This window comes from Microbacterium gorillae (genome assembly GCF_050990725.1).
Classification (GTDB): domain Bacteria; phylum Actinomycetota; class Actinomycetes; order Actinomycetales; family Microbacteriaceae; genus Microbacterium; species Microbacterium gorillae_A.
Window position 1 is genome coordinate 1,718,025 of record NZ_CP158844.1, and the last position, 13,782, is coordinate 1,731,806.

Annotated in this window: 15 protein-coding genes; 12 read left to right on the forward strand and 3 right to left on the reverse strand. The window is 67.4% G+C overall.

Annotated elements, in window-relative coordinates:
- The first annotated feature begins 44 nt into the window (after positions 1 to 44).
- Complete coding sequence (locus ABTV68_RS07530) at positions 45 to 1,745, forward strand: ABC transporter family substrate-binding protein (protein WP_433677012.1); 1,701 nt, start codon at positions 45 to 47, stop codon at positions 1,743 to 1,745.
- A gap of 155 nt (positions 1,746 to 1,900) precedes the next feature.
- Positions 1,901 to 3,811 carry a translational GTPase TypA gene (gene typA / locus ABTV68_RS07535; protein WP_433677013.1) on the forward strand — a complete coding sequence of 637 codons (1,911 nt, stop codon included), beginning with the start codon at positions 1,901 to 1,903 and terminating at the stop codon, positions 3,809 to 3,811.
- Positions 3,812 to 3,864: 53 nt separating this feature from the next.
- On the opposite strand, the gene ABTV68_RS07540 is transcribed toward typA, so the two are convergent.
- Positions 3,865 to 4,413 (reverse strand): helix-turn-helix domain-containing protein, encoded by a 549-nt coding sequence (locus ABTV68_RS07540; protein WP_433677014.1) that lies wholly within the window; start codon positions 4,411 to 4,413, stop codon positions 3,865 to 3,867.
- A 103-nt stretch (positions 4,414 to 4,516) separates the two neighbouring features.
- Between ABTV68_RS07540 and ABTV68_RS07545 the strand changes: the two genes are divergently transcribed.
- From ABTV68_RS07545 to ABTV68_RS07570, 6 genes are all read left to right on the forward strand, one after another.
- On the forward strand, positions 4,517 to 5,236 hold the full coding sequence (locus ABTV68_RS07545) for an AzlC family ABC transporter permease (RefSeq protein WP_433677015.1): 720 nt from the start codon (positions 4,517 to 4,519) through the stop codon (positions 5,234 to 5,236).
- On the forward strand, positions 5,233 to 5,550 hold the full coding sequence (locus ABTV68_RS07550; protein WP_433677016.1) for an AzlD domain-containing protein: 318 nt from the start codon (positions 5,233 to 5,235) through the stop codon (positions 5,548 to 5,550). Before ABTV68_RS07545 ends, ABTV68_RS07550 begins: the two co-directional genes overlap by 4 nt.
- Before the next feature lie 38 nt (positions 5,551 to 5,588).
- Positions 5,589 to 5,981 carry a DUF6113 family protein gene (locus ABTV68_RS07555; protein ID WP_433677017.1) on the forward strand — a complete coding sequence of 131 codons (393 nt, stop codon included), beginning with the start codon at positions 5,589 to 5,591 and terminating at the stop codon, positions 5,979 to 5,981.
- A 59-nt stretch (positions 5,982 to 6,040) separates the two neighbouring features.
- Complete coding sequence (gene fdxA, locus ABTV68_RS07560; protein WP_231089659.1) at positions 6,041 to 6,364, forward strand: ferredoxin; 324 nt, start codon at positions 6,041 to 6,043, stop codon at positions 6,362 to 6,364.
- Entirely contained in the window at positions 6,361 to 7,470 is a 1,110-nt protein-coding gene (gene dapC / locus ABTV68_RS07565) for a succinyldiaminopimelate transaminase (protein WP_433677018.1), read from the forward strand. The genes fdxA and dapC overlap by 4 nt, the downstream gene beginning before the upstream one ends.
- 161 nt (positions 7,471 to 7,631) lie before the next feature.
- Positions 7,632 to 8,927 carry a citrate synthase gene (locus ABTV68_RS07570; RefSeq protein WP_433677019.1) on the forward strand — a complete coding sequence of 432 codons (1,296 nt, stop codon included), beginning with the start codon at positions 7,632 to 7,634 and terminating at the stop codon, positions 8,925 to 8,927.
- A 60-nt stretch (positions 8,928 to 8,987) separates the two neighbouring features.
- Here ABTV68_RS07570 and dapD read toward each other — a convergent pair whose 3' ends face one another.
- Positions 8,988 to 9,917: a 2,3,4,5-tetrahydropyridine-2,6-dicarboxylate N-succinyltransferase gene (gene dapD / locus ABTV68_RS07575; RefSeq protein ID WP_433677020.1), complete on the reverse strand. Its 930-nt coding sequence runs from the start codon at positions 9,915 to 9,917 to the stop codon at positions 8,988 to 8,990.
- Between the two features lie 91 nt (positions 9,918 to 10,008).
- Here dapD and dapE point away from each other — a divergent pair, with 91 nt between their 5' ends.
- The 3 genes from dapE (at position 10,009) to ABTV68_RS07590 (ending at position 12,566) form a co-directional block, all read left to right on the forward strand.
- Positions 10,009 to 11,079, forward strand: a complete 1,071-nt coding sequence (gene dapE / locus ABTV68_RS07580; protein WP_433677021.1) for a succinyl-diaminopimelate desuccinylase — start codon at positions 10,009 to 10,011, stop codon at positions 11,077 to 11,079.
- Positions 11,067 to 12,299: a hypothetical protein gene (locus tag ABTV68_RS07585; RefSeq protein WP_433677022.1), complete on the forward strand. Its 1,233-nt coding sequence runs from the start codon at positions 11,067 to 11,069 to the stop codon at positions 12,297 to 12,299. Before dapE ends, ABTV68_RS07585 begins: the two co-directional genes overlap by 13 nt.
- A 93-nt stretch (positions 12,300 to 12,392) precedes the next feature.
- Positions 12,393 to 12,566 (forward strand): DUF3117 domain-containing protein, encoded by a 174-nt coding sequence (locus tag ABTV68_RS07590; RefSeq protein WP_404923596.1) that lies wholly within the window; start codon positions 12,393 to 12,395, stop codon positions 12,564 to 12,566.
- 60 nt (positions 12,567 to 12,626) lie between these two features.
- Here the strand turns inward: ABTV68_RS07590 and ABTV68_RS07595 are convergent, their stop codons facing one another.
- The gene (locus ABTV68_RS07595) at positions 12,627 to 13,262 is read right to left on the reverse strand and encodes an O-methyltransferase (RefSeq protein WP_433677023.1); all 636 of its coding nucleotides are present in this window, start codon (positions 13,260 to 13,262) and stop codon (positions 12,627 to 12,629) included.
- 70 nt (positions 13,263 to 13,332) lie between these two features.
- Between ABTV68_RS07595 and ABTV68_RS07600 the strand changes: the two genes are divergently transcribed.
- Positions 13,333 to 13,782 (forward strand): Sec-independent protein translocase TatB, encoded by a 450-nt coding sequence (locus tag ABTV68_RS07600; RefSeq protein ID WP_433677025.1) that lies wholly within the window; start codon positions 13,333 to 13,335, stop codon positions 13,780 to 13,782.

Below are 13,782 nucleotides of genomic sequence, written 5' to 3' on the forward strand. Positions count from 1 at the left end.
CCACCCCGTCGCTCGCGACGGACACCAAGAGATGAGGAACACACATGTTGAGAAAGAAAGTGTTCGCCGGTCTTGCCATCCTCAGCGTGGGGGCGCTCGCGCTCGCAGGTTGTGCAGCAGGCGACAGCGGCGGCGGTAACACCAGCACGGGCGGTGCCAGCTCGGCACCCACCGCGGAGGCTCTCCCGCTCGTCGGCTACGAGGCTGTGGCCTACGACGACCTCGCGGACGGCGGCACCCTGAACCTGTCGGTGAACAGCTCGCCGACCGACGAGGGCAGCTGGAACCCGAACCACGCACTGGCGGCCAACGTCGACGTGCAGAACCTTCTGGAGCCGACCCTGGGCAACCTGGGTACTGTGGAGGAAGACGGCTCGTGGGCACCCAACCCCGACTACGCGACCTCGATGGAGCTGACCAGCGAGAGCCCGCAGGTCGTCACGATCAAGCTCAACGACAAGGCCGTCTTCGAGGATGGCACGCCCATCACCGCTGACGACTGGAAGTCCACGCTCGTGGCACTCCAGGGTGCCGAGAGCGGCTACGAGGTCGTCCCGTCGTCGATCTTCGCCGCGATCGGCTCGATCGACGTGGTCAGCCCGACCGAGTTCACCGTGAGCTTCCCCGAGCCCTACGCGGACTGGGGCAACCTCGCGCTCATCCCGGTGCTGCCGAAGGCCATCAACGAGAACAAGGACGACTTCAACACCGGCTACGCCGCGAAGCCTGTTCCCTCGGCGGGCCCCTACGTCATCGACAAGATCGACAACGACGCGAAGATCTACACGATGAAGCCCAACCCGAACTGGTGGGGTCAGAAGCCGAAGCTCGAGTCGCTGACCTTCAAGGTCATCGCGCAGGAGTCGCTGCCGCAGGCCTACGCCAACGACGAGGTCGACGCGCTGGAGATCCTGACCCCCGATGCACTCGAGACCGCGCAGACCAAGGCCGGCGCCGTGGTCGAGCGTTCGGGTGGCGTCACCTGGGCGCACGTGACGTTCAACGGCACGGCTGAGCCCTTCGACGACGTCAACGTTCGTAAGGCGGTCGCCATGGCGATCGACCGCGAGACCATCGCGCGCGTCGCCAACGAGCCGCTGGGCGCCCCCGCCACCGTGCAGGGCCAGTGGACCTTCATGCCCGGCCAGGCCGGCTATGTCGACACCTTCGACGAGAAGGTCGGTTCCGACCTCGACAAGGCGAAGGCTCTCCTGGAGGAGTCCGGCTGGACCAACGCCGACGGCAAGTGGACCAAGGACGGCAAGACGCTGACCTTCGCGGTCACCGTCCCGGCCGGCACGCAGTCCAACATCAACCGCGCCCTGGGCGTGCAGGACTCGCTCAAGAAGCTGGACATCGAGGTCACCCTCAACGAGGTCCCGAGCGAGAACTACTTCACCAACATCGACGCCAAGGACTTCCAGGCCGTGACGTTCGGATGGCAGGGTACCGTGTTCCCGATCGCCTCGGCCGAGACGCTGTACACCCCGGCGGACTCCCCGCAGAACTACCCGGGCATCACGGATGACCGTCTGGCGGACCTGTGGAAGAAGGCGAACGCCGAGCTCGACCCCGAGGCGCGCATCAAGATCGCCAACGAGATCGACGAGGTCATCGCCGACTACATGCCGAGTGTCCCGATCTACCCGTACCCCGAGGTTGTCGCGGTGGACGAGAAGGTCGCGAACTACGGCACGGCCACGTTCCAGTCGAACGACTGGACGCTGATCGGCTACACCAAGTGACATTCACTCTCTGAGTGAGCGTGGGGCGGGATCCATCGGGATCCCGCCCCACGTCGCTTTCCGGCCTTGTACCGTCCAGCCGGCTCGGATGCACGGTGCGGTAGTATTTTCTGTCCGCAGCTCGCGGGCGACTCACAACACAAGGATTTCCCTTCATGGCGCACGCCCTCCGTTCTGACCTCCGTAATGTCGCGATCGTCGCTCACGTCGATCACGGCAAGACGACCCTCGTCGACGCCATGCTGCGCCAGACCGGCTCCTTTGGCGAGCACGCTCACGTCGAGGAGCGCGCGATGGACTCGAACGACCTCGAGCGCGAGAAGGGCATCACCATCCTCGCGAAGAACACCGCGATCACCTACAACGGCAAGCACAGCGACGTCCCGGTCACGATCAACGTGATCGACACCCCGGGTCACGCGGACTTCGGCGGCGAGGTGGAGCGCGGTCTGTCGATGGTGGACGGCGTCGTGCTGCTCGTCGACTCCTCCGAGGGCCCGCTGCCGCAGACCCGTTTCGTGCTGCGCAAGGCGCTGGAGGCGAAGCTTCCCGTGATCCTCGCTGTCAACAAGACCGACCGTCCCGACGCCCGCATCGAGGCCGTCGAGGCCGAGGCCCAGGACCTGCTGCTCGGCCTCGCCTCCGACCTCGTGGACGACGTTCCTGACCTGGATGTCGACGCACTGCTCGACGTTCCCGTCGTGTACGCCTCCGGTCGTGCCGGTGCCGCGTCGCGCAACCGTCCCGCCGACGGCAGCCTGCCGGACAACGACGACCTCGAGCCGCTGTTCGAGGCCATCCTCCAGCACATCCCGGCTCCGTCCTACGATGACGAGGCGCCGCTGCAGGCCTGGGTCACCAACCTCGACTCCAGCCCCTTCCTCGGTCGCCTCGCCCTGCTGCGCGTCTTCAACGGCACGCTGAAGAAGGGCCAGACGGTCGCGTGGGTCCGCGCCGACGGCACCACCAGCAACGCTCGCATCACCGAGCTGCTGAAGACCCGCGCTCTCGAGCGCTACCCCGCCGAGGAGGCCGGTCCCGGCGACATCGTCGCCATCGCCGGCTTCGAGGACATCACCATCGGCGAGACCATCGCCGACCCGGAGGATGTCCGTCCGCTGCCGATGATCCACGTGGACGACCCGGCCATCTCGATGACCATCGGCACGAACACCTCGCCGCTGGTGGGCAAGGTGAAGGGTCACAAGCTCACCGCCCGCATGGTGAAGGACCGCCTGGACCGCGAGCTGGTCGGCAACGTCTCGCTGCGCGTTGAGGACATCGGTCGCCCGGATGCGTGGGAAGTTCAGGGACGTGGTGAGCTCGCGCTCGCCATCCTGGTCGAGAACATGCGTCGTGAGGGCTTCGAGCTCACCGTCGGCAAGCCGCAGGTGGTCACGAAGAAGATCGACGGCAAGGTGCACGAGCCGTTCGAGCACCTGACGGTCGACGCTCCCGAGGAGTACCTCGGCGCGATCACGCAGCTCCTGGCTGCCCGCAAGGGTCGCATGGAGGGCATGACCAACCACGGCACCGGCTGGGTGCGCATGGAGTTCGTCGTCCCCTCCCGCGGCCTGATCGGCTTCCGCACCGAGTTCATGACCACCACGCGCGGCACCGGCATCGCCAATGCCATCTCGCACGGTTACGAGCCGTGGGCGGGCCAGATCGTCACGCGTCAGAACGGCTCCATCGTGGCCGACCGCTCCGGCGTGGTCACGCCGTTCGCCATCATCGCCCTGCAGGAGCGCATGAGCTTCTTCGTGCAGCCGCAGGACGAGGTGTACGAGGGCATGGTCATCGGCGAGAACTCGCGCAGCGATGACATGGACGTGAACATCACCAAGGAGAAGAAGCTCACCAACATGCGCTCCTCCACGGCCGACACGTTCGAGTCGATGACGCCGCCGCGCACCCTGTCGCTGGAGGAGAGCCTGGAGTTCGCTCGCGAGGACGAGTGCGTCGAGGTGACCCCGGAGAAGGTGCGCATCCGCAAGGTGAACCTGGACGCCACCGAGCGCGCTCGCGCCGCCGCGCGTCTGAAGAAGCAGGACGCTAACGCCTGAGGCTGATCGACCGAAACCCCGCGGTGCGCCGCGGGGTTTCGTCGTCTGTGGGCTCAGCGCAGTTCGCTGATGAGCACCGCCATCGTGCCGGGCTCAAGCGCGGTGAACACATGGGGGGCATCTCCGGCGTAACTGAGGTAATCACCGGGGGTCATGGTGACCGGTGCGTCCCGGGGGCCGACGTCGGCTCGACCCGAGATCAGCACCACGTGTTCCGTGGTGCCGCTGAGGTGTGGTCGCGAGTCGCGTGTCCCGCCGGGTTCGGCCTGCAGGAGGTAGATGTCACGGCGTGAGTTCGGGGGAGCGGTCGACAGCAGCGTGGCGCTGTAGGCCGCCGCGGCGGCAGGGACCCCCCTCAACTCGGTCACGCGCAGCAGCGTGGGTCCCGGGGCGGGTTCCGCCACCAGTTCGGCGAACGGAACACCCAGCGCGTCACCGAGGGCCCACAGGGTCTCCACGTTCGGCGTTGTGGCCGCGTTCTCCAGTTGCGAAACGGTCGCCTTGGAAACGCCCGCCCGGCGCGCGAGCTCCGCGGCGGAGAAGCCGCACCGTTCGCGTTCGCGGCGCAGAGCCCGTGCGATCCGTGCGCGAAGTTCATCCATGCGTTCAGTATGACAAACGGTTGCTTCATTTGACTGAACGACCCCGGGCGTTCAGAATGGCAATCGAGCGTTCGTTTGACTGAACGATGGGAGCGAGGATCGGATGGAGCAGGCAGAGCGGTCGGCAGTGCGCCAGGGACTCGCGGTGTCCCTCGCGGTCAGCCTCGACGGGATCACCTTCGGTGCGTTGGCCGTCGCCGCCGGGCTCGACGTCTGGCAGGCTTGCGTGCTGAGCCTCGTGATGTTCACCGGCGGATCACAGTTCGCGTTCGTCGGCATTATCGCCTCGGGAGGCGTTGCCGCGGCTCCGGCCGGCGTCGTCGCCGCGCTGCTGCTCGGCCTCCGCAACACGGTCTATGCCATGCGGCTGTCATCGATCGTCGGCAGGGGTGTGCTGCGGCGGCTCGGTGCCGCTCAGCTCACCATCGACGAGAGCATCGCCGTCGCGGTCACCCAGGAGGAGCCGCGGGCGCAGCGCGTGGGATTCTGGGTGACCGGCATCGCGATCTTCGTCGGATGGAACGTGGCGACTCTTGCCGGAGCGCTGGTGGGTAACCTGATCGGAGATGTCCGTGATTACGGTCTGGACGCGGCGGCGGCCTGTGCGTTTCTGGCGCTGCTGTGGCCGCGGCTGCGCTCCCGGCAGGCGATCGCCGTCGGCGTCGGTGCGGCCGTGGTGGCGACCGTCGCGACGCCCTACGTCATGCCGGGGATGCAGGTGCTGCTCGCCGCCATCGTGGCGATCGTGGTCGGCATCTTCAACCTCTTCGCCGGCGGCGACACGCCCTTCTCCGGCGGCGACACCCGGGCGGTGGCCCGATGACCCTGTGGCAGGCGATCCTCCTGGCGTCGATCCTCTGTGTGGTGGCCAAGATCCTCGGCTACGCGATTCCGCCGCACTGGCTCGAGAAACCCACTCCGGCGCGCACGATGGACCTCACCACGGTCGCGTTGCTCGCGGCACTGGTGGCCTACCTTGCGCTGCACGGCCCGGGACAGTCCTTGCACATCGACGCACGGCTCGCGGCGGTGGGCGTCGCCGCAGTGCTGCTGGCGTTGCGGGCTCCGTTCGTGTTGGTGGTGATCGCCGGTGCCGTGACGGCCGCCCTGCTGCGGCTGTGGGGATGGGCGAGCTGACTCGGGACGTGCCCAGCCCCGGGGAGTACCATCACGGGGTGTCCCTCTCGCGTATCGCCACCTTCGTGATGAGCTTCATCATCGGAGCCGTCTTCGGCACGGCTGGAACCATCGGGTTCTCCTCCGGTGCTGACCTGCTGTATCTGGGGCTCATCCTGGCATTCGTCGGATGCGCCGCGATCCTCGTCTCGCTGCGGATTCTCGCCGAGGACCGGTGGGCGGCCATCGCGGGTGGCGTCGGGATGTACTTGGCCGTGTTCGTGTTCTCGATGCGTGGACCCGGCGGCTCGGTGGTCGTGCCCGACACCGGCCTGTCGCAGGTGTGGCTCATCGGTGTCGGCGTCATCATCCTGATCGTGGCGGCATGGCCGGACTTCCGGCGCCTTCGTGCGGCGGCACCATCGACACCAGAGCAGACGCCGACTCGCTGAGGTCTCGCCACGGGTCCGCGTGCACGGCCCCTCTCCGTCCCGGGACGTAGACTGAGGGGGTGACGTACGTGATCGCTCTTCCCTGCGTCGATGTCAAGGATCGCGCCTGCATCGACGAATGCCCGGTGGACTGCATCTACGAGGGTGAACGCTCCCTCTACATCCACCCCGACGAGTGCGTGGACTGCGGTGCCTGCGAGCCGGTGTGCCCGGTGGAGGCGATCTACTACGAGGACGATCTTCCCGACGAGTGGTCCGAGTACTACAAGGCGAACGTGGAGTTCTTCGACGGCATCGGATCGCCCGGTGGCGCCGCCAAGGTGGGTGTGATCCCGAAGGATCACCCGATCATCTCCGCGCTGCCTCCGCAGGCCGAGGCGTGAGCGTCCGCGACCTCGCGGACTACCCGTGGGACGCCGTCGCTCCGCTTCGTGAGCGCGCGCTGCAGCATCCCGGTGGGCTTGTCGACCTCTCGATCGGGTCGCCGGTCGACGAAACCCCGCAGATCATCCGCGAAGCTCTCGCCGCCGCCACCGAGGCGCACTCCTATCCGCAGACCGTCGGAACGCCGGCGCTGCGTGAGGCCATCGCCGACTGGTTCGCTCGTCGTCGCGGTGTGCCGTCGCTGACCGTCGACCAAGTGCTGCCCACGGTGGGCTCGAAGGAGCTCGTGGCCCTGCTGCCGACGCTGCTCGGCCTCGGGTCGGGCGACATCGTGGTGCACCCCCGCGCCGCCTATCCCACCTACGAGGTGGGTGCTGTCGTCGCTGGCGCCACCGCCGTCGCGGAAGACGATCCCGCCGCGTGGCCGGAGGGCACGCGGCTCGTCTGGCTGAACTCCCCGGGCAACCCGGACGGTCGCGTTCTCGATGTGACCGAGCTGCGCGCCGCTGTCGAGCGGGCGCGTGAGCTGGGTGCCGTGATCGCGGGCGACGAGTGCTATGCCGAACTCGGGTGGGACGCTCCCTGGGGTGCCGAGGCGATCCCGTCGATTCTCGATCCCCGCGTCACCGGCGGCGACGCGTCGGGTGTGCTCGCGGTGTACTCGCTGAGCAAGCAGTCCAATCTCGCCGGCTACCGGGCGGCTTTCCTCGCCGGCGACGGCGATCTCATCGCGCGGCTCACCACGGCGCGCAAGCACCTCGGTCTCATGCTCCCGGCACCGGTGCAACAGGCGATGACGGTCGCGCTGGGTGACGACGCGCACGTCGCGGAGCAGAAGGAGCGATACCGTCGGCGCCGCGAACTGCTCAAGCCCGCGCTCGAGTCCGCCGGCTTCCGGGTGGATCGCAGCGAAGCCGGTCTGTACCTCTGGGCCACCGAAGGGCGCGACGCCTGGGCGAGCATGGATCGGCTCGCCGATCTCGGCATCCTGGCCGGCCCCGGCGTCTTCTACGGACCGTTCTTCCCGCAGCATGTTCGTCTCTCGCTGACCGCCTCGGATGAGCGCATCGCCACCGCGGCCGATCGCCTCCGGGCATCTTCGTAGAGAACCTCCATAGCGGTTCCGCATCCTTTGGCGGGTGCATCAGTAGGTCGCTCGGGCGACTAGGCTGTAAGGACCGGGCGTGCTCGCGCGCGCCGCCGCACGGATCTCTCACGACAGGTCCGTGTCAGACCCCCGACGACCAGAAATCGCAAGGAGGCGCCGTGAACAATGCGGGAGCACAGCCTGAGAAGGCGACGCTGACGATCGGTGAGACCACGGCTGAACTGCCCACGGTGGCAGCGGTCGACGGAGCATCGAGCATCGACTTCGCCACGCTCACGAAGCAGACGGGCTACACGGCCCTCGACTACGGCTTCGTGAACACTGCGGCCACCAAGTCGGCCATCACCTACATCGACGGCGATCAGGGCATCCTGCGCTATCGCGGATATCCCATCGAGGACCTCGCTGAGCACAGCTCGTTCCTGGAGGTGGCGTGGCTGCTGTTGTACGGCGAGCTTCCCACCGCCGATGAGCTCGGCACATTCGATGAGAAGATTCGTCGTCACACCCTCATCCACGAGGATCTCAAGCACTTCTTCAACGCCCTTCCGCACACGGCGCACCCGATGGCCTCGCTGTCGTCCGCCATCACGGCGCTGTCGACCTACTACGAGGGTCAGTACGACCCGCACAACCCGGAGCATGTCGAGCTCAACACCATCCGCATGCTCGCGAAGCTGCCCGTGCTGGCCGCCTACGCGCACAAGAAGAGCATTGGTCAGGCGTTCCTCTACCCGGACAACTCGCTGAGCTTCGTCGACAACTTCCTGCGCCTGAACTTCGGCGTCACGAGCGAGCCGTACGAGATCAACCCCGTGATGAGTCGCGCGCTGGAGCGCCTGCTCATCCTGCACGAAGACCACGAGCAGAACGCGTCCACCTCCACGGTGCGTCTGGTCGGCTCCACGGGCGCCAACCAGTACGCGTCGGTGTCCGCGGGCATCCACGCCCTCTCGGGCCCGCTGCACGGCGGTGCCAACGAGGCCGTGCTGAAGATGCTCGGAGAGATCCGCGACTCCGGCGAGACCGTGAAGCGCTTCGTGGAGCGGGTGAAGAACAAGGAGGACGGTGTCAAGCTCATGGGCTTCGGACACCGCGTCTACAAGAACTACGACCCGCGCGCCAAGCTGGTCAAGCAGTCCGCGGATGAGGTCCTCGCCGAGCTCGGCGTGAGCGACCCGATGCTGGATCTCGCCAAAGAGCTCGAGGAGATCGCGCTCAATGACGAGTACTTCCAGGCGCGTCGCCTGTACCCGAACGTCGACTTCTACACCGGCGTGATCTACAAGGCGATGGGCTTCCCCACGCGAATGTTCACGGTGCTGTTCGCGATCGGTCGACTTCCGGGCTGGCTGGCGCACTGGCGCGAGATGAACCTGGACCCGCAGACGAAGATCGGCCGCCCGCAGCAGCTGTACACGGGAGCACCCGAGCGCCGCTACCCCGGCGCCTGAGCACGGCACAACGCAAGAGAGGCTGGACCGCAACGGTCCAGCCTCTCTTGCGTTGTGCGATCAGGCGTGCAGCGCCTCGTTCAGCGTGACGCCCACACCGGCGCGGGCCACGGCCTCGATGGCGCCGGTGAGCGAGTTACGGCGATAGAGCAGTCCGTCACGGCCCGAGAGATCCGAACCCTTGACGGTGGCGGATGTGCCGCCCTCGGTCAGCACGATCTTCGAACCGGCCGTCACGTACAGACCGGCCTCCACGATGCAGTCGTCACCGAGCGAGATGCCGATGCCGGCATTGGCGCCGAGCAGCGTGCGCGAGCCGATCGAGACGCGGTGCGATCCACCGCCGGAGAGCGTCCCCATGATGGAGGCACCGCCGCCGATGTCGGAGCCATCGCCGACGACGACGCCCTGCGAGATGCGTCCCTCCACCATCGAGGCACCGAGCGTGCCGGCATTGAAGTTGACGAAGCCCTCGTGCATCACCGTGGTGCCGGGGGAGAGGTATGCCCCCAGGCGAACGCGGGACGCGTCGGCGATGCGCACTCCGGTCGGAAGAACGTAGTCGGTCAGGCGCGGGAACTTGTCCAGCCCCTGCACCTGGATGCCCGAGCGCTGCAGCGCCGGACGCAGGCGCGACACATCGTCAGGATGCATCGGACCGGCGGAGGTCCACGCGACATTCGGCAGGTGCGCGAAGATCCCGTCGAGGTTCAGGTCGTTCGGTCGAACGACCAGGTGGCTGAGTGCATGCAGGCGCAGATATGCGTCGGTCGTGGAGCTGACCGGCGTGTCCAGATCGGCCTCCACGCGAACCACCTCGAGGCGCACGCCGCGCAGCTCGTCTTCGTCGGCGTGCGCGTCCAACGCCGCGGTGTCTGTGGTCTCCGGCAGGCGGCCGGTGCGGATCTCGGGGAACCAGGTGTCCAGCACGGTGCCGTCCGCGCGGATCGTCGCGAGGCCGTCAGCATTCACCCATCGTGCATCAGTCATGTCTCCACGCTAGCGGGGTCCGCCGCACGGGCGACGCCGCATGTCCTATCGCGACGTCGGACGCGAAGCAACCGCCGGATACGATGAAGACATGCCGCTGCTCGATCTCACCGCCTCCGCTGTCGACATCACCCGGGCGATCTGCGATATCCCCAGTGTGTCCGGGGACGAGGCGGCGCTGGCCGACGCGATCGTCGCCGCGCTGTCGGAGTACGACCACCTGGAGATCATCCGCGACGGTGACACCATCGTCGCTCGGACGTCTCTCGGGCGTGCCCGCCGCGTGATCATCGCCGGCCACCTCGATACCGTGCCGATCAACAAGAACCTGCCCAGCGAGCTGCGTGAAGTCGACGGCGAGAGCGTCATCTGGGGCCGCGGCACCGTGGACATGAAGGCGGGCGTCGCGGTACAGCTGAAGCTCGCCGTCGATCTCGTCGACCCGACGGTGGACATCACCTGGATCTGGTACGACCACGAAGAGGTGGACAGCTCGCTCAACGGCCTCGGACGCCTGGCCGGGAACCGCCCCGATCTCATGGCCGGAGATTTCGCCATCCTCGGCGAGCCGACCGCAGGTGAGATCGAAGGCGGTTGCAACGGAACGCTGCGGGCCGTGGTGCGCACGCACGGCGTCCGCGCGCACAGCGCACGCGCCTGGGTGGGGGAGAACGCGATCCATGCCGCTGCGCCCGTCCTCGCCCGGCTGGCCGAGTACCGCCCCAAGGAGGTCACGGTCGAGGGTCTGGCCTATCGCGAGGGCCTGAATGCGGTGCGCATCGGCGGAGGTGTCGCCGGCAATGTGATCCCTGACCTCTGCGAGGTGGAGGTGAACTACCGTTACGCCCCCGACAAGTCTCCGGAGCAGGCGGTCGCGCACATCCGCAACGTCTTCGCCGGTTTCGAGATCGAGATCGTGGACCTGTCGGCCGGCGCTCGGCCGGGTCTCGATGCCGAACTCGCCCAGGAGTTTCTGGCCGCGACGGGCGCTCGCCCCAAGCCGAAGTACGGCTGGACCGATGTCGCCCGTTTCTCCGCGCTCGGTGTTCCGGCGGTCAACTACGGCCCCGGCGACCCGAGCCTCGCCCATCATGATCAGGAGCGTGTCCCCGTGGCACAGATCGAGACCGTCGAGGCAGGGTTGCGCGCGTGGCTGAGCTGACCCGCACCGACGAGAGGGCGGCGCGAACCGCACCGCCGACGCGCGTGGTCACCGCGCTGCGCATCACCGGGATCTACGTCGCGGCACGTATCATCACGTTCGCCTTTCTGTTCATCGCCTCCGCGCTGGCAGCTCCCGGATCTCGCTTCGGTCCCGGTCTCGGAATCGAGCGGTTCATCACCGGCTGGGACGGTCAGTGGTACTGGCAGATCGCGTTCCAGGGTTATCCCTCGCCGCTCCCGCTGACAGACACCGGCGCCGTCGCGGAGAACGCGTGGGCGTTCATGCCGCTGTACCCGTGGGTCGCGAACGTCATCGGAATGCCGTTCGGCTCCTGGGCCACGGGTGCCGCGATCACATCGCTCGTGTGCGGTCTGCTGTCCTGCTTCGCGCTCTACCGGTTGATGCGGAACCGTCTCTCGCGCAATGCGTCGATGTGGGCTGTGGTGTTCTTCGCGAACGGTCCGCTCGCGGCGCTATTCCACGTTGGCTATGCCGAGGCGATGTTCACGCTGTTCCTGCTGCTGGCCCTCAACGCGGTGCTGCGCCGCCGCTTCGCCGAGCTCTATGTGCTGATCCCGCTGATGGGCTTCACCCGCCCCGGCATCCTCCCGTTCGCCCTCATGCTCGGTCTCTACGGGATCTGGCGCTGGTTCCGCCGCGATCGGGATCCGCTGCCGCGCATTCAGATCATCCACATCCTCGCCACCGGTGCCCTGGCCGTCCTGGTCGGCTTCTCGTGGCAGATCATCGCGGGGATCGTGACCGGCGACCCGGGTGCCTACCTCAGCACCGAGCTCGCCTGGCGTCGAAACTGGTTGGCGGAGCCTGCGACCGCCTTCATCCCGTTCGAAGCCTGGGGTGCGGCGCTGAACATGTGGTTCGGGCTCTGGCAGGTGCCGGTGTTCCTGGGCTGGCTGACCTTCGGCGTGGTGCTCGCGTTGATCGGGTGGGCCCTGCTGCGCGAACGGCACGTGCTCGCGATGGGCGTGGAGCTGCGCCTGTGGTCGGTGAGCTACATGCTCTACCTGCTCGCCGTGTTCTTCCCGCAGTCCTCCACCCTGCGACTGCTGTTGCCGCTGACGCCGATGGTGGGCGCCGTCGCCATTCCGCGCTCGCCGTGGTGGCGCGGCGGGGTCCTCATCGCTGGCGTGCTCTATCAGTGGTTCTGGATTTACAGCGTCTACGCCCTCGCGGCCACGGTCTACCAGATCCCCTAAGGGGAAATCCCGGGTGACGGATCGCTGTGCATTTCTGGACAACGCCTCAGAACCGATAAACTGATAGCCAGACCAGGATGAAAGGGAGCCGACATGGCAGCCATGAAGCCCAGGACCGGCGACGGACCGATGGAAGCGGTCAAGGAAGGTCGCCTCATCATCGTTCGAGTTCCGCTCGAAGGGGGAGGCCGTCTCGTCGTCTCCGTGAATGACGAAGAGGCCAAGGAACTGCACTCCGTGCTCGGAGGCGTTGTCAACGCCGCGTGACGCACCGCAGACAGTGAAGGCGGTCGGGCAGCAGCCCGACCGCCTTCACTGTTGTCCGGCTCAGCGGTCGGCGAGCACCGTGAGCTGCAGCAGACCCTCGTTCACGGTCGACAGGGCGCCCACGACGGCGGGGGAGGCCTGAACCTCCTGGATCAGGGAGCGATAGGCCCGGGTGATCTCGTCGCGCTGGACCGGATCGGCTACACGTCCGCCGCCGAGAACGCGAGGAATCAGCACGGTGCCGCCGGCGCGCACCAGGCGCAGACCGTGTTCGACGTACGCGATGACGTTCTCCGGGTCGGCGTCGACCAGCACGATGTCATACGATCCCTCGTTCATGCGGGGAAGCACGTCGAGCGCGCGGCCCGTGATGAAGCGCGCGCGAGCAGCCGGAACGCGGGCTTCCTGGAACGACTGGCGCGCGACGCCCAGATGCTCGGGCTCCTTGTCGATGGTCGTGAGCACGGCGTTCGGAGCACCGTGCAGCAGCCACAGCCCGGACACGCCAGCCCCCGTGCCGATCTCCATGATGCTGGTAGCGGCAGTGGTCGCCGCGATCACCGCGGCCTGCGATCCGACCCCCGGCGAGATCGGTGCGGCACCGACCTCCAGCGCGTGCGCGCGTGCGCGCGCGATGTGGTCGGGTTCGATGATGGACTCCCGTGCAAAACGGGCGATCGCATCCAGCTCGCTCATTGCTCCTCCGTATTCAGGCTAGGCGCGGTGTGCGCGACTGTCGGTGAGGCGCGACCGGTAATCTGAATCCATGAACTTCATCCCGGGGCCCGACAAGCTGCTGGTGATCGCGCTGATCGCTGTGGTCCTCGTCGGTCCCGAGCGGCTCCCGCGCTACGCGGAGGGGCTGGCTCGGCTCATCAAGAAGGCCGGCGAGGTGATCCGCGGTGTGAAGGATCGCGCGGCGGAGGAGATGGGGCCGGAGTTCACCGAGACCGACTGGCGCAAACTCGACCCGCGTCAGTACGACCCCCGTCGCATCATCCGTGAGGCCCTGCTGGATGATGTCATGGGTCCGACCCCCACGGCGGCTGCGGCGACGGCGGGCGCGGTCGGGGCCGCCACTGTCGCCGCGCCCGCACCCGCGGCCAGCAGTCCGCACTCCAGCGGGGCGAGTGCGCTGTTCACACGTTCCACCCCGCGCACCTCGAACCGGCTTCCCGCGGGGGAGATCCCGCCCTACGACGCCGAGGCCACCTGA